The organism is Bacterioplanoides sp. (assembly GCF_965219715.1).
In the GTDB taxonomy this organism is placed as follows: Bacteria; Pseudomonadota; Gammaproteobacteria; order Pseudomonadales; family Oceanobacteraceae; genus Bacterioplanoides.
The window spans coordinates 1,126,649-1,142,532 of sequence record NZ_OZ244785.1 but is presented as its reverse complement, the minus strand read 5'-3'; the positions used below and the strand labels follow the sequence as shown (position 1 = coordinate 1,142,532).

Genomic DNA, 15,884 nt, shown 5'->3' with positions numbered 1-15,884 from the left:
TACGACGTTAAGCGCCTGTTGAGCGAGGCGGGCTTGGTGTAGCATTCGCCTATGTTATATGAAATCTTTTCTGTGATGGCGCCAGTACTTGCCTGTGCCGCCATCGGTTTTTATTGGGCAAAGTCTGGTTATGACTTTGATCCGGAATTTATCTCCCGACTGGTGTTGCACGTTGGTGCGCCTTGTCTGATGTTGTCTGTACTCAGTAGTGTTGAGCTGGATATTCAGGCTTTTCAGCGCACGGCGTTAGCCTGCATTCTGGTTGCTGCTGTGATGGGAGCTTTGGGTGCTATTATTCCGCGACTCCGTGGCGATGATGTTCGGGCTTTTTTACCGTCATTTATGTTCCCGAATGTTGGCAATATGGGTCTGCCCATTTGTATGCTGGCATTTGGTGAAGAAGGTCTGGCATTAGCTCTGGCATTTTTTATGGTGCTGTCGGTGGCACATTTTCCCGCCGGTATTTTATTAGCCGGAGGGCGCGACGCCGGTGGTTTAAAAGGCATGATAAAGATGCCTATTCTGTACGCCATCGTCCTGGGAGTCAGCTTGCTCGCATTTGATCTGTCTCTTCCAGCTCCGGTGAAAAATTCGGTTGAATTAATTGGTGGTATGACCATCCCGTTGATGTTGATCACGTTGGGTGTTTCGCTACAGCGGTTGCATGTTGGACAGTGGCAGCAAGCCTTGTTTTACAGTGTGATGCGCATTGGTGGAGGCTTATTAGTCGGGCTGTTGGTTGCCGGGCTTCTGGGTTTAGAGGGAACAGAGAAAGGGGTTGTTATTATTCAGGCGGCAATGCCGGTGGCCGTATTTAATTATCTGTTTGCGGAGCGCTATCAGCGTGAACCGGAAGCGGTAGCGGGTATGGTGGTTATGTCGACATTGATCTCTTTTGCTTCTGTGCCTGCGCTGCTGTGGTGGTTGCTTTGAATTTGCAGTCATTGCTGTAAATTTGTAGCGGCTGCTTTGAAAAGTGCCGGAGCAGGATTGTTGCGGATATTATCTGGTCAGAATTAAAAAGCGCGACGGAATCGGTCGCGCTTTTTAGTTTCAGAGTCATTATTTTTTAACAATAACATCCTTAATCACAATTGGCTCAACCGGAACGTCTCGTGCACCGGTCGCTGTGCTATCAATTTTATCGACGACGTCCATTCCCTGAGTCACTTTACCAAATACGGCATAACCATAATCGCGGAAACCATGGTTCAGGAAGTCGTTATTTTTGGTGTTAATAAAAAACTGGCTGGTAGCGCTATCAACCTGACCGGTACGAGCCATCGCGATGGTGCCACGATCATTTTTTAAACCGTTCTTGGCTTCGTTTTTAATCGCCGGCAGCGTTGCTTTGCGGATCATGTTTTCATCGAAACCGCCGCCCTGAATCATGAAGTTGCGGATAACACGGTGGAAGATAGTGCTGTCATAATGGTCTGATTCGATATAGGTCAGGAAGTTTTCAACACTGATTGGCGCTTTGGCGCGGTCTAATTCCAGCTCAATATCACCCTGGCTGGTTTTGATCACAACAGTCACCGTGTCCTCAGCCTGATTGGTTGCCTCTTTTGCTGCTGCTTTGTTATCGGCAGCGTAAGCTGAAAAAGACATCAGAGTTGCCAGTAAACTGGTGATCAGAATAAAAATTTTGGCCATAGGGCGCATAGTTCTCTCCATGGAGTTTTTATAAGTGTCGTTACGCTAATGTAAGCGAATGCATTTGTGAAGGTGCTTCATGGTATCATCACATCCAGCAACAGTGGGGCAGGTGAATGTTAAAGATTGGTAAGCTGACAGATTACGGTGTGGTGGTGCTTGATCACCTGGCCCGTGCCGGGTCGGTGAAGCAATCCACCGAAGACATTGTTGACGCCACCGTCCTTCCACTGCCAACCGTGCGCAAAGTAATGAAAGCATTGGCGGATGCCGGACTTGTGATTGCCCAGCGTGGTGCCAAGGGTGGTTACCGGCTTGCCCGCGCACCGGAGCAGATCCGCATTCTCGACGTGGTACAGGCATTTGAAGGGCCAGTGGCTCTGACGGAATGCTCGGTTGATGATCATCAGTGCGACATTATAGAGAACTGTTCACTGTCGAGTAGCTGGGGCGGTATCAATAAACTGTTGATGCAGGTGCTTGCCCGGGTAACGCTTGAAGATGTGCGTAAGCCCGAAATGCAGGACCGCTTGTATCGCGACCTGGTTGATCAATCGGGCCGTATCAACCTGATTAACCTCTGACTTTCCTTCCTCTCTATCTTTCGAAAAGCCGTTTCTGCTGATCGTTGTCATATTTATGACCCATGTCTCAATTATGGTCTTTCAGGTGCCAGCTCCGTTTTTGGTCAAAAATTAAAATTGTTTTAAATCAATGGTTTATGTGGGTTATTGGCTTTTGTGACGGTTGTTTGACGAGTTTGGGCGAACATGGCGTATTTGGTCGTTGCTGGGATATTTCATAAAAACGCATGATGGTCGTGTCGGTCGAAATGTAAAACGAGGTAAAAAATGACCGTGAGAAAAGCGCTGTTTTTGCTGCTCACTATGACGTTCGCCAGTGTTACTTCCGCGGCGGATCTGAAAGGGGTTGGTTTGTTTGAAACCCTCGATAAGCCCTGGTTTGCTACGGCGTTATACACTCAGGATCGTTACGAGCGTCTTGATCTGAGTGGCGAACAGGCTGACAGTGAAGACACCGCTGAAACTCCGGCACTACCGATGCGTCTTGAGTTCAAAGTGGTTGAAGCCAGTATCAGCCAGCGTCGCTTCCGCCAGCTTTGGATTGATGCGTTATCTGCAGTTGATCATGATTCATTGCAGGGCCATCAGGATTTCACCCGATTCCTCGGTGCGGTAAAGGGGTCTTTGCAGCAGCATGATTATCTGGTGCTGAAGCAGGAAAAAGATCATGTGTCTCTGAGTATCAACTATCACGAGCACGCGCGTTTATCGGCTGACTTTCTGAACACTCTGGTGACTGTACTGACGGCTAAAATTTCTCCGGTTCCGGCGTTAAAACACGGACTGCTGGGTAAGCTGCCAAAAGACACACTACGGGGCATTCAGCGTACATTTGATCACGGTGAGCCGACGTTGCACCGCATCTCTCAAACAGCTCGCTGGTTGCGCTTGCCGCAACAACAAAGCACAACGCTGGCAAGTAACGCTTCCTAACATTAGTGGTATACTCCAGCCTCCAAGTTTTCTGTCCGACAGTGTGATGAGCGCCGATTTTTCTTCTCTGACTCCCGATTATATTGATCGTTTTGGCGGCATTGGCCGCCTGTATGGTAACGATGGTCTGCTGCGCTTAGCCAGTGCTCACGTTTGTGTGGTTGGCATTGGTGGTGTGGGTTCCTGGGCTGCTGAGGCGCTGGTGCGTTCAGGTGTGGGTGAAATAACACTGATTGATATGGACGACATTTGTGTGACCAATACCAATCGTCAGATTCACGCAATGAAATCCACTGTTGGGCAATTAAAGATTGAGGCAGTTGAGCAGCGTCTCAAAGCCATCAACCCTGAAGTAACCGTACACAGCAAGATGGAGTTTGTAACGGCAGCGAATCAGCGCGAGTTAATTCCCCCGGGTTTTGATTACGTCATCGATTGCATTGATAGCGTAAAAAATAAAGCGGCGCTGATTGCTCACTGTAAGCGTAATAAAATCCGCATAGTGACCACCGGTGCTGCGGGCGGGCAGATTGACCCGACACAGATTCAGATTGGTGATTTAAATAAAACGTTTAATGATCCACTGGCCCGTAAGGTCCGCTCGTTATTACGTCGCGAATACAATTTTTCCCGCAATGCTTCGCGTAATTATTCTGTTCCCTGTGTGTTTTCTACCGAACAACTTTCTTACCCCCAGGCGGATGGCAGTGTTTGCCAGACTAAGTCCTTTGCTGGTGACAGTACCCGGCTGGATTGTTCGTCCGGGTTTGGTTCAGCCACAATGGTGACGGGAACGTTCGGATTTGTCGCCGCATCCCGCGTGATTGAGCGAATTGCCAGGGATGCTGGCAAGAAAAGCTGAGCATGAGCTGAAATGTTTGCTGGTTGGCTGATTTGCTCAACGCTAATGATTGATTATCTCGCTCTGGCACCTTAGCATGAAGGTTCATAATAATAACTGAGCTGGTGCCATGGATCGCTTCTTCAACCACATCGCAATTACTCTGGTCGCTTTGAGTTTGATGCTAACGGCTCATTGTCAGGCAGAATCAGCTAAACAAAGTCATTCTCTGCTGCTTTTCGAAGCAAATATATATCGTACCCTCGGCGATATGAGTGACTATATTCACAAAGAAAAGGATCGCCGCTCTCTGGCTGATCTGGAAAAAACCCTGCAAAACGGCGATGAACTGGTTGCCGATTTTAATTCCCGTTGGCCACAGGTCGCCAAACACTGGCAAGTACTGACGCGTTTTGTGTACTCCGATCTGATTGAAGATGATCAGGCTGATATGGTGAAATTTCCCCGCCGTTACGAAGTGTTGCAGCAGCAATTAGTTGAAGCACTGCAGAAGGCTAGGGCAGAGATTTCTGAAGGTGATATCGCCGCAGACAAAAGACCACTACTGATGTCTTTAATTCATCTTGAGCAGGTTGTCGGTGGTTATACTTTTTATAACATCAATGTATTTGGTGGGTTCTCGGTGCCGGAAACTGGTATCGAAGACTACAACCGTATGTTTAAAACGGAGCTGGAAAACCTGAAGGTCAGCGATGCGGCCTTGGCGAAAACACTGACGCGCAAATGGAAATTTATCGAAAAAACCGTGTTGGATTACAATAAAAATTCGGCCGTTTTTATTGTTCGCCGTACTGCCAGTTCATTGCGGACATTAATTCAGACCGGTATCTCTGATGAACTGGTCGCAGGCGAATCGTCTTAGTCGTCTTCTTTTTGTGCTTTAAGTTGCTTGATCAGAGATTCAGGCAACTTATTAATCTGCAAACGGTTATTAACGCCGTCAAATACCACGTCACCTTCCAGCATGGCAGCGGAAAAACTCAGGCTGATATCTTTGTTTTTACCGCTGTAACGAATAAAACTCTTGAGTTTTCTCCGGTCCGGAATTAATTCGGTTTTAATGGCTTCTGCTACCTGAGCAGTTGGAGCGCCTTGTTCGGCCATTTGTTCCGGCGTTAAAGCGGGTTTGCTGGCCTGACGTTCCTTTTGTTTTTCGACAATATAATGAGAAAAGTCTTCGCCGGATTTACTTTCCGGTTTCGATTCCATTTGCGATTCAACGTAATCTGCCAAGTCGGTAAAATCGACGGCCTCACCGCGTTTATCCTGCTCCATGCAGTAATCGACAACTTTGCTTTTGTATTCGAAGCTTTGTTCTGCAGGCAGGTTCTGGCTGAACTCATCAACAATCTGCAGGAAGGCTTCGGTTTCAGCAGCAGTGTCTAACGTATCGGTAAACCCCATAAAATCACCGAACTGATTTTGCAGCGGTTTATCGGCACGGCCAAAACTGAAGGTGATGTATTTTTCTTCTTCCTGTACCAGCCAATCGGTCAGGTTGATCATGACACCAAAGCCAGTATTGGAAAAATCAATATAATGCGTTTCTGTTAACGTCATATCGGCATTAATCGATACGCTGGTTTTGCGACGCAAATGGAATACGTATAACCGATCGCTGTCGGCCAGTTCTTCATAGATAAAAGCCAGATAACCGTCGATGGCAAACTCGGTGTTATCGAGGCTGTTGGCGAAGTACTTGCTGAGGCGGCGGGTGAGCGACATAAAGTTCTGTCGATCACCTTTCCAGTCCTGTATCTGCGCCCGCATCAGGGTCACTTCCGGGTGGAAAGCACCGTAACGTTTGCCGGCACGCTGGGTCAGAATGCCCTTGAGCTGACTGGTCGCCTGGGAATAAAAACGCTCACTGTGTTCGTCGTCAAAGTCGGCTTCCTGTTCGCTGCAATGCAGTGTAGCGGCAGGTTCTTTCGGATCTTTGCTGATCTGATGAGTAACAAAGTGGCGTATGGTCATAAAACTCTGGCTCCGTATCAGAGGCCTTCAAATTCACAAATGGCGTAAACGTCAAAACCAGCCTGACGCAACTTTTCACCACCTTTGAGATCTGGCAGGTCGATGATGGCCGCGGTTTCGACCACTTCAGCACCCAGTTTTTTCACCAGCTCACAGGCGGCCAGCATAGTACCACCTGTGGCAATTAAGTCATCCATTACCAGTACCCGATCACCGGCTTTAAACGCATCAGTATGCAACTCAATGGTGGCGCTGCCGTATTCCAGATCGTAATCCTGAGTAACGGTTTTAAATGGCAGTTTTCCTTTTTTACGCACCGGCACCAGGCTTAAACCCAGTTCGTAAGCGAGTGGGGCACCCAGAATAAAGCCGCGAGCATCAATGGCGGCAATCGCGTCGAGTTGCATGTTCTGATAGCGGTGAACAAAGCTGTCAATCAACAGGCGAAATGCCTTGGCATCCTGAAGCAGCGGCATAATGTCACGAAACATCACACCTTCTTCAGGCCAGTTCGGAACGGTGCGGATGGCGTCTTTAATTTCCTGGCTATAGCGGCTCATAGGGGCTCCGGTAGCAGATCTGTGCCATAGCAACAGATCAAGAGTTGTCTGGTTGGTCAAATAAAGCCGCGCATTCTAACCAACTGCGAAGCGCTTATACAGAGCTGCGCAGTAATGGGAGGTCTCACTGCTTATATGGCGGGTTTTATTTTACCCGGATGTCATTAAGCAGTGCTTCGATACTGGATATCAATACGGAACGAAGAGAAAAGGTTTTCTTCAGCAGTATCCATTGCATCAGGATGCCCTGGGAAAGAGCAATAAATGAGATGCTGGCTTTGGTCAGGTCTGCATCTGCCCTGATGTCGCCGGTTTGTACATTGTGTTGTAAATCGCTGACCAGTTGAGAGATATCACTTTGCAGAATGTTGCTTTCAATTTCGTGCAAAGCAGACATATCACCGGTGTGTTCCATCTTAAAGAAAGAAATTTCCAGCAGTTTCTGGATGTCTTCGCGCTCCTCAATGATATCAATCCAGCTGTCGACTGCCTTCAGCAGCATTTCCACGCCCTGAAGGCCGCTGTGCTGTTCGCGAACCTGCTGATCGATGCCATCAAAGTAATGGCTCATCATTTGATGCACCAGATCCGTTTTGTTGTCGAAATGCCAGTAAATCGCACCACGTGTAACGCCTGCTTCGGTGGCAATATCTGCCAGCGTTGAACGCGACACGCCCTTGTCGTTAAACACTTCGATGGCCGCCTGCATAATGCTCAGGCGGGTTTGTTCAGCTTCATCTTTGGTTTTACGTGGCATATAGGGTTTTACCTGTTCTTTAAAGCTCAGAGCCAGTTGTTGGTACAGCAGGCTGACCGGGTGAACCGGCCAGCGACTATTGTAGTCTTTTGTATGTTCCAGGGTGGCTGGTGGCAGAGTAATGCCGTCCATTATACCTGCTCCTTCTGCGCTGGCGCTAACAGATGGTAAATGCAGGGAATGATCACCAGTGTAATAACGGTAGAGCTGGTTAATCCAAAGACAATGGCCATACACAATGGGTACCACTGAGGGTCGCTCATGGCCAGAGGAATCAGGCCCAGAGTGGTGGTTAAACTGGTGCTGATAATTGGCCGGAAACGATCCCGGGTACCTGCGGCCGCTGCCATAACTGCCGACATGCCCAGCTTGGTTTGTTGATTAATGTATTCCACCATCACGATGGCGTTGTTCACCACAATGCCAACCAGGGACACAATGCCAATCATTGCCGGGAAGGACATGTTCATTCCAAACAAAAAGAAGCCGCCGAAGACCCCGATCATGGCGAAAGGAATGGTGACCAGAATAATTAATGGTTGGCGGAATGAATTAAATAACAGCGTCAGTACCGCAAACACCAGGAACATAGCGAGAATAAATACGCTGCCGATATTGCCGTAGGCTTCTTCACTGCTTTCTGCCTCGCCACGGAAGCGATATTGGTACTGGTCGCCATAACCACCAACCAGGGTGTCCAGCTGTGGCTGAATGTCTGCGAGAATTTCTGCGACGGTTCGATCCTGGGTTTTTGCGCTGATGGTAACCGCGCGCATCCCCTGGGAGTGAATCAGAGTGACCGGTTTTTGTTCAACACGATAGCGGGTCAACAGACTCAGGCTGATATCCTGACCTTCGCTGTTCAGGACTTTCATCAGCATAAATTCTTCGTCGGTTGTTGGCCCGCCGACGTGTTTATTGCGGCTTGGCCACTCGGTGCCCAAATGAATCGGGTAATCTTCCAGAATACCGTCGCGTTTAAATTTACCGATTTCATCATTTTCCAGTGCTAACCGAACCTGGTCGGAGACATCGTCTTCACTTAAACCAAAATAATTCAAGGCGTCGTGATCATAGGAAATTTCCACTTCATTTCTTAACGCACCAATATTGTCGCGAGCGTCGGTTGTTCCCGGAATTTGCTCCAATTTCTGTTTAATTTGCTGTGCCAGGGTTTGTAATTGCTTAACGTCCGGGCCGGTAATTTCGATCTGAACCGGGTCTTGTGCATTAGAACCACCAACCTGAGGTGTCAGAATCAGATTCCAGCCAGGCTCATTTTTCAGACTCTGGTGAATACCATTGCTGATTTCCGGCAGATATTGATAGGCCAGCTTTTCGCGTTTGTCTTTGGGAGTGAAACGTACGCTGAAACCAATCAGGTGTTCGGACTCTTCCGGTAAAAGATTGTCCGACAGGCTGGTACGGGCGAATGGAGATTGTGCACCTACCAGCATGGTAATGTCAGAAAAATAGGGTTGCTGGCGTAAGTAATCACCTACTTTTTCAGCAATGCGACGCGATTCCTGTAACTCGGTATTCGGATGCAATTCCAGCGTAATGCCGAGATTGCGGCCATCCGCTTTCGGATACATTTCAGATTGTAAAAATCCGGCCAGTATCATAGAGCCAATAAAAGCAACAACGGTAATACCGACATACACTCCCGAGCGGCGTTTGCTTGCCAGCGGTCCTGCCAGAATCCAGCTGTGAACCTTCTGGCTGCTGGCTTGCATCAAACGGTCAAAAAATCCTGAATCGGCTTTGCTGTTATCGGTTTTTTCTTTTAACAGATATCGGGATAACGGCACTGAAATAATAAAGGCAATAATAAAACTGAATATCAGGCAGTAGACAACGGCCATGGGGATCTGGCGAATAAACTTACCATCAAGTCCACCAATGGCCATTAACGGTGCCATCGCCAGAATGGTCGTTAGTTGACCTGCAAAAGCGGGAAGGGCGTAGCTTTTCACCGTATTTCGAATGGCGTCGGACATCGACATTTTTTTGTTATTCAGGCTGTCGTTCATGCCATCCATCACCAGAATAAAAACATCCACTAACATACCCAGCGCCATCACCATGCCAATCAATACAATGGAATTCAGGGTGTAACCGGTGGCTGCCAGTAAAATTAAACTGGCCAGGAAGGTCAGTGGAATTGCCATGCCGGCAATCAGCGCTTCGCGCCAGGTCATGATGACAAATAAAACGATAAATACCAGAACCATGGCTTGCCACATGTTGGAAAACATATCGCCGAATGCCTGATCAATTTGTTCGGACTCGTCACTGATGACGGAATAATTCAATGCCTGTGGCCAGACTGATGACTGGGAAATTTTTTCCATTTCCTGCTTAGCGGTTTCAATCCAGAGCAAGGCATCCGCACCAGGGCGTTTAAAGACAGAAACATTGACGCCGTTTTCGAATGGCTGGCCATCAACACTGTATGCTGACAATGATTTTAAGCGCTGAGTGCCCAGGTAAACGTCGGCAATTTCTTTTAATAATACGGTGCGATTTTCGGATAATTTAATAATTGGCAATTTTTTCAGGCGTTCAATATCTGCGAAGCGTTCATTCAGATTAATCTGATATTCCTGATGATCGCCTTCAAATTTTCCCCATGGAGCATCGATATTAGCAGCCTGTAAACGATCTCTGACGGTAATCGGACTGATGGCCAGAGCACGTAAGCGATCACTGATCATACGTATGTGAACCACTTTTTTGGTTTCACCGGCTAATTCAATTTTCTTAACACCTTTGAGGTTTTCAAGCTTGCGTTTAACGTGCTCAGACACGGTGGCCATGGTTTCATTATCCAGCGCACCGTGCAGCATAAAGGAGACAATCGGAATATCACTAACCGAAACTTCTTCTATTTGGGGCGCTTTGGCGGCATCCGGGAATTCGCTGCGAGCTTCGTCAAGGCGTGCTTTTAAACGCTGGCGAGCGACGGGAATATCCATGTCGGCATTAAACTCGACGGTAATAATGCCAAAGGAGTTAAACGAGCCGCTGGCGTATTTCTTCAGGCCTTTGATTCCCTTAATTTTCTTTTCCGCTTTATTGATGATCTCTTTTTCTATCTGACTCGATGAGGCGCCGGGCCACTCAATGGTGACCACCATTTGTGGAATTTCGAGATCGGGGTTGTTCTCGATAATCATCGTCATGGCAGCGCCAGTACCCGCAAGCAGGATAAACACCAGCATTAAACGAGCGAAAACGGTTTGCAGAAATAGCTTATCGAATAACCCGGCCATTATTGCGCTCCTTCGATACGGGCACTGACAACTTCAACCTGGCTGCCATCAAATACCAGGTGAGCACCACCGGTTACCACGTTCTCGCCTTTTTCCAGTCCTTCAATAACCTGGTATTTGTTCAACCCTTCCAGTCCAAGAACAAGTTGGCGCTTTTCGATAATGCCTGCGCCGTTTACAACATAAGCAAATGACCCGGTGCCACGGTATTGCACGGCATTTTCGTTAACACTGAGGGTGTTATTTGCCTGCTGACTGGCGATCCATACCGATACCGGCAAACCGTCACGTAATTGTTCGACTTTATTGTTGGTGCGTACTTTTACCTGAACGGTGCGTCCGGCGAGGCTGATTGACGGGCTGACGGAATACACTTCACCACTGGCAATGCCGCTGTCGTTAAAATTGCCTGACGCAGCCGCTGTGAGGGAGATGGCACTGGGTGCGATAAAGGCAGGCTGTCCTTCGCTCAGGTGATTGGCCTGATAGAAGGGCACTTCCAGAGTAATCTCGTAAGCGCTGTTATCGACAACAACAATGGCAGCATTGGATTGCCGTTGAGCATCGGCACCGGCCATCGGCTGGCCATTGCTGTAATCACCTTTGCGGATGTTTAGATAGCTGATTACACCATCGAAGGGGGCAAAAATACTGGTTTTCTCAAGACCAATTTTGGCCGCATTCAGTTGTGAAACGGCAGTTTTCACCTGGCTGCGGCTGCTGGCCAGTGCTGCCTGTGCGCGTTTCACTTCGGCCTGAGCATTAATGTGTTGAGTTTTGATCTGATCAAACTGGCCCTGGCTGTATGCGCCTTTGGCAAAAATCTCTTCTGCGCGCTGAAAATCTTTTTCTGCCTGTTGGGCATTGGCGCGGGATTGTTCCAATGCCGAAGTCATGCTGTCGACCTGGCGCTGTGCTGCAACCAATGCCGCTTCCTGACCACGAACGCGCTCAAGATCTTCGCGGCTGTCGAGTTGTGCCAGTAGCTGGCCGAACTTCTCGCCCTCAATCGGGCCGCGCACTTTGTCCCCGGCTCGCAACTGCCGGCCGTCTTCTCCTTTGGCGATGTAGCGTACTTTGCCAGGGCGTTCGAAGTTCAGGTACTCGTGACGGATGGCACTCGCACGACCCTGAGTCATCACCCACTGAGTAATATCTGCAGTTTGCACCTGTTCTACAGAAACTTTTGGTCGGCTGACGCTGTTCTGCACAGGCATCTCAGAATCCTCTGCATTGGCAGCGTAAGTAGTCAGCATCAGCAGTGAAGCAATTAGCAGCGTTCTGTGAATCATTGGGCGCACCGGTTTCATCTTTGTACCTGTTGTTGATTTTTAAATACATGCATGAATGTATGTAATGAGTTTGGCAATTATACATACAAGAACGTATGTATTGGAAAGGGTCGATGAATGAATTTTTTATGACTATTTGAGCCATGTGCCGATTAAGATGAAAATTTGTCAGGTTAGTCAGCTATTTGCCCGGTAAATCTTGGCGAACGCCATCTGACCGGTATAATCGCCCACTCACTAAATTCTGACCTCTCGGCGGCTGGCTCAGCCTCCAACACTAAGGTGCTGCAAAATGCTAGAAAAACTGTTCCAGCTAAACCGGTTTGGTACATCGGTAAAAACTGAAATGTTGGCCGGCGTAACCACATACCTGACCATGGCCTACATCATCTTTGTTAACCCGGCGATGCTGGCGGATGCAGGTATGGATCACGGTGCGGTGTTTGTTGCCAGCTGTGTTGCCGCTGCAATTGGCTGTTTTATCATGGGCTTCTGGGCAAACCTGCCGGTAGCACTGGCGCCGGGAATGGGCTTAAACGCCTTCTTTACCTATGGTGTTGTATTGGGAATGGGGCACAGCTGGGAAACGGCATTAGGAGCTGTGTTTCTCTCCGGCGTTATCTTTATTCTGCTGAGCTTGTTCAAAGTACGTGAGTGGATCATCAATGCCATTCCTGCGACGTTAAAGAAAGCCATTGCCGCAGGTATTGGTGCTTTTCTGGCGCTGATTGCGCTGAAGAACGCCGGCATTATTGTTGATCACCCGGCCACATTAGTAAGCCTGGGCGATTTAACCGATTTTGGTCCGGCCATGGCTCTGACCGGTTTCTTCCTGATCGTGGCATTTGTTCAGCGCAATATTCCTGGTGCCGTAATGCTGGCGATCCTGCTGGTTACCGTCGTTGCTCTGGTAACTGGCAATGTTGAATACACAGGTGTCGTGTCTGCTCCGCCATCACTGGCACCAACCTTTATGGCGATGGATGTAAAAGCTGCGTTAGACGTTGCGATGTTAAGCGTTATCTTTGCCTTCTTATTTGTCGATCTGTTTGACACCTCCGGTACCCTGATTGCGGTGAGCGAGCGTGCCGGCCTGAACACCTCAAAAGGCGAAGTGCCACGTTTAGGTCGTGCTCTATTAGCGGATAGCTCTGCAACCGTTGCCGGTGCGGCACTGGGTACATCGACGACGACCAGTTACATCGAAAGTGTTGCCGGTGTTGCTGCGGGTGGTCGCACGGGTTTAACCGCCGTGACTGTTGGTCTGTTATTTCTGTTGAGCATCTTTATCGCTCCTCTGGCTGGCATGATTCCGGCTTACGCAACAGCTGGCGCGATCTTCTATGTATCGATTCTGATGATGTTCACGCTTAAGGAAGTGGAGTGGGAAGACCTGACAGAAGCGGCCCCGGTTGCCGTAGTATTGCTGTTAACACCTCTGACGTTTTCGATTGCACATGGTGTAACCCTTGGTTTTATCACCTATGCGGCCGCTAAACTGCTGGGCGGAAAAGCACATGAACTGAATACCAGTGTGATTGTGATTGCCGCACTGCTGCTGGCGAAAGTGATTTTCGTCGGCTGATTCAATGTTTCTGGTCTCAATGAGAAAGCCGCTGCTTTGGTAACAAGGCAGCGGCTTTTTTATGTGTGGTCAAACCCAGAGGAATTGATTGATCTGTCAAAATTGCACCTCTGACGCTATAATTCCGAATCTTTAAACTCTCTTTTGCCCGCAGGAAAAGGACTTTCAATGGCAGTGCTACGCTCCCTTGCTATCACCCTGACACTATTGTTTCTATCTGGTTGTGAGATTGATTTCGGCAACGATAAGGAATCTGATCCAGCGCCTAAACGCATCTCTGGTGATCTTGTTGTTACCTTTCCACCTGAGGGCAGTAATCTGGGTGGTAAGGCGACGGTAACTTCAGTCAGTGGTTATGTTGATTCCATCGTTAAGGGCGACAACCTGCAGTCGGATGTTGAATCGATTATGGTTAATGGTGTTAAAGCCAAATGGAACCCTAAGCGTAAAGGGTACTGGACGGCGGATATGCCGGTTATCTATGGAGAAAACTCCATCGAAGTCGTAGCCAGTCATGAGCCGGATGCTTCGTTAACTTCTGAATTTAAAAACTTTATATTCGATCTCAGGGTTTCGAATATGTTTTATCTGTCTGGCAATCGCTGGATTGTCAGCACACTGCAGGGTTGGTTGCTTGATGTGGACCTCTCTACAAAAAACTATTCTATTCTGCATCGCCCCAATGCTTCAGAAGAACGTTTTGAACGTTATACCAGTTTTAAATTGTCCAAAGACAGGGCTGACCTGTACCTATGGGAACAAACACAAAAAAAACTATTGCGTTATTCGTTTTCAGATAAACGTATGGTAACGCTTTGGCAGGATAAAACAGACGATGGCTTGATGGGTGGCGGCTTCGATGTTGGATTGACGCTGGATGAAAATATTAATCGTGTCTTTTTATTAAGCAGCGAAAAGTTGTATGAGTTTGATATTTCATCTGCAGAAATTGAAGAGAAAACCTCTTTTAGCAGGCCAGACCCCAGTGGCTATGGGATTTTAGGTTGTGCAAAAAATATTCATTACTCTGCTAGAACTCAGAAAATATACAGCTTTCATCCCTGCAATGGCTGGGTTAGCGAATATAACCCGACTACGGGTGAAACAGTTATTAAAGATAATCTGAGTGAAAAGTTAAAAGGCAAATATATCGCCAGTGATATCAGGTCTGATGGTGAAAAATGGATGTTTCAGACCCGGCAGGAAATCAGTCAGACGGAAAATAAAAAACTCTACCGATATGAGAGCTCCGTTTATGATATAGCTTCCGGGGAGTATTCAAATATTTATGCCACTACCAATGACGTACATGTTATTGGTGATCTTCATCACTCTCAGGGAGAGCTCTACTACTTAAATGAATACGCGGTGTTCAGGGTGTCTTCGCCATCTCCGGTTTTTGAAGATCCTGATGCCAATAAATCCGTCGAGTTTTACAATTTATATAAAGATTCGGCTGGTGAGCTGAAAGCAGTTGCTAAGGTTGCAGATGATTCCTGGGCTACATACCGCTTCGGGGCAGGGGAGGAGTTGGTTAAGACAGCCGAATTGAATAGTGACATTCAATCGCTTATATCAAGATTCTCTACCCGGCCAGAAAGTGGTCGTTTAGCTACCATTGCTACCTGGATACCCGGCAGGGATGAAACGGCAGCTGAGTGTATAGTTCGACAAGTTGATTTTGCAGAGCAGGTTATTGAAAAAACGATACATGTTCAGGGCAAAAATGAGTGTCGAGATCCTGTATTTGCAATATTGGGTATACTCACACCATTTGTCAGAGTGTCATCCTGGCAGGGACAGTTCATTGTTGATAGCTTCTTATCAGATACAAACCATGTTTATGACGAAGACGGTACTTCCAGGAGTGTTACATCGCTGATAAAAAAGCAATTCCCGGATCACGGCTCTATTGGGCTTTCGTTACCTTTACCTACAGGTGAACTGCTGATTATTGGCCGAGATTCAGCGTATATCATTGATGGGGATGATAATTCGAATATTAAAAAACTGAAGGTTGATGAGAATCTACCTTCCGTTTTCGTGGAAGGGAATTATCTGTATGACTCTGTATATCAGCGTTTTGTATCCTATCCGGTTTATCGTCAGGGGTGGTTATTTGGCGATATTCGCCAGCCCCTTCGCTTAGTTTCCGTAACGGATGATCGAGTTAATTCTGAGATTTTTGCTGGTCGTTCGGGAGTGAGCAGGCAACTTGATGTGATAGCTGTTGATGAAATAAATAACCGCCTAATCGGTTTCGATAGAGGGTTAAAAACACTGGTGATAACTAACCTCGATAGCGGCGACCAGGCTCTGCTACCGGTGGTATTTAACCAATAACGCTACTGTTACAAATCCGCATCGCCCTGTATGTCGAATACGAGTATCATGCAGGGCGTTTTT

At 47.8% G+C, this 15,884-nt stretch carries 13 protein-coding genes; 7 read left to right on the top strand and 6 right to left on the bottom strand.

Going from position 1 to position 15,884, the window contains the following annotated elements; all coding sequences use genetic code 11:
• The first annotated feature begins 51 nt into the window (after positions 1-51).
• Positions 52-933 (top strand): AEC family transporter, encoded by an 882-nt coding sequence (locus ACOQOZ_RS05700; protein WP_420591315.1) that lies wholly within the window; start codon positions 52-54, stop codon positions 931-933.
• Between the two features lie 129 nt (positions 934-1,062).
• On the opposite strand, the gene ACOQOZ_RS05695 is transcribed toward ACOQOZ_RS05700, so the two are convergent.
• The gene (locus ACOQOZ_RS05695) at positions 1,063-1,665 is read right to left on the bottom strand and encodes a peptidylprolyl isomerase (protein ID WP_420591314.1); all 603 of its coding nucleotides are present in this window, start codon (positions 1,663-1,665) and stop codon (positions 1,063-1,065) included.
• A 107-nt stretch (positions 1,666-1,772) separates the two neighbouring features.
• On the opposite strand from ACOQOZ_RS05695, the gene ACOQOZ_RS05690 reads away from it, so the two are divergent.
• The 4 genes from ACOQOZ_RS05690 (at position 1,773) to ACOQOZ_RS05675 (ending at position 4,897) form a co-directional block, all read left to right on the top strand.
• Entirely contained in the window at positions 1,773-2,240 is a 468-nt protein-coding gene (locus tag ACOQOZ_RS05690; RefSeq protein ID WP_420591313.1) for an SUF system Fe-S cluster assembly regulator, read from the top strand.
• Positions 2,241-2,507: 267 nt separating this feature from the next.
• Positions 2,508-3,173 (top strand): hypothetical protein, encoded by a 666-nt coding sequence (locus ACOQOZ_RS05685; RefSeq protein ID WP_420591312.1) that lies wholly within the window; start codon positions 2,508-2,510, stop codon positions 3,171-3,173.
• Positions 3,174-3,219: 46 nt separating this feature from the next.
• Positions 3,220-4,035, top strand: a complete 816-nt coding sequence (gene tcdA / locus ACOQOZ_RS05680; RefSeq protein WP_420591311.1) for a tRNA cyclic N6-threonylcarbamoyladenosine(37) synthase TcdA — start codon at positions 3,220-3,222, stop codon at positions 4,033-4,035.
• Positions 4,036-4,144: 109 nt separating this feature from the next.
• Positions 4,145-4,897: a hypothetical protein gene (locus ACOQOZ_RS05675; protein ID WP_420591310.1), complete on the top strand. Its 753-nt coding sequence runs from the start codon at positions 4,145-4,147 to the stop codon at positions 4,895-4,897.
• Here the strand turns inward: ACOQOZ_RS05675 and ACOQOZ_RS05670 are convergent.
• The 5 genes from ACOQOZ_RS05670 to ACOQOZ_RS05650 all read right to left on the bottom strand — a co-directional run bounded on the left by ACOQOZ_RS05670 (position 4,894) and on the right by ACOQOZ_RS05650 (position 11,911).
• Positions 4,894-6,009 carry a nucleoid-associated protein gene (locus ACOQOZ_RS05670; RefSeq protein WP_420591309.1) on the bottom strand — a complete coding sequence of 372 codons (1,116 nt, stop codon included), beginning with the start codon at positions 6,007-6,009 and terminating at the stop codon, positions 4,894-4,896. The two genes, ACOQOZ_RS05675 and ACOQOZ_RS05670, sit on opposite strands and share 4 nt — an antisense overlap.
• 17 nt (positions 6,010-6,026) lie before the next feature.
• Complete coding sequence (locus ACOQOZ_RS05665) at positions 6,027-6,569, bottom strand: adenine phosphoribosyltransferase (protein WP_420591308.1); 543 nt, start codon at positions 6,567-6,569, stop codon at positions 6,027-6,029.
• Positions 6,570-6,714: 145 nt separating this feature from the next.
• On the bottom strand, positions 6,715-7,458 hold the full coding sequence (locus ACOQOZ_RS05660; RefSeq protein WP_420591307.1) for a TetR family transcriptional regulator: 744 nt from the start codon (positions 7,456-7,458) through the stop codon (positions 6,715-6,717).
• Positions 7,458-10,601 (bottom strand): efflux RND transporter permease subunit, encoded by a 3,144-nt coding sequence (locus tag ACOQOZ_RS05655; protein WP_420591306.1) that lies wholly within the window; start codon positions 10,599-10,601, stop codon positions 7,458-7,460. Before ACOQOZ_RS05655 ends, ACOQOZ_RS05660 begins: the two co-directional genes overlap by 1 nt.
• Positions 10,601-11,911, bottom strand: a complete 1,311-nt coding sequence (locus tag ACOQOZ_RS05650) for an efflux RND transporter periplasmic adaptor subunit (protein WP_420591305.1) — start codon at positions 11,909-11,911, stop codon at positions 10,601-10,603. Before ACOQOZ_RS05650 ends, ACOQOZ_RS05655 begins: the two co-directional genes overlap by 1 nt.
• A gap of 274 nt (positions 11,912-12,185) precedes the next feature.
• On the opposite strand from ACOQOZ_RS05650, the gene ACOQOZ_RS05645 reads away from it, so the two are divergent.
• Positions 12,186-13,478: an NCS2 family permease gene (locus ACOQOZ_RS05645; RefSeq protein ID WP_420591304.1), complete on the top strand. Its 1,293-nt coding sequence runs from the start codon at positions 12,186-12,188 to the stop codon at positions 13,476-13,478.
• A gap of 168 nt (positions 13,479-13,646) precedes the next feature.
• Complete coding sequence (locus ACOQOZ_RS05640) at positions 13,647-15,821, top strand: hypothetical protein (protein ID WP_420591303.1); 2,175 nt, start codon at positions 13,647-13,649, stop codon at positions 15,819-15,821.
• Positions 15,822-15,884 lie beyond the last annotated feature (63 nt).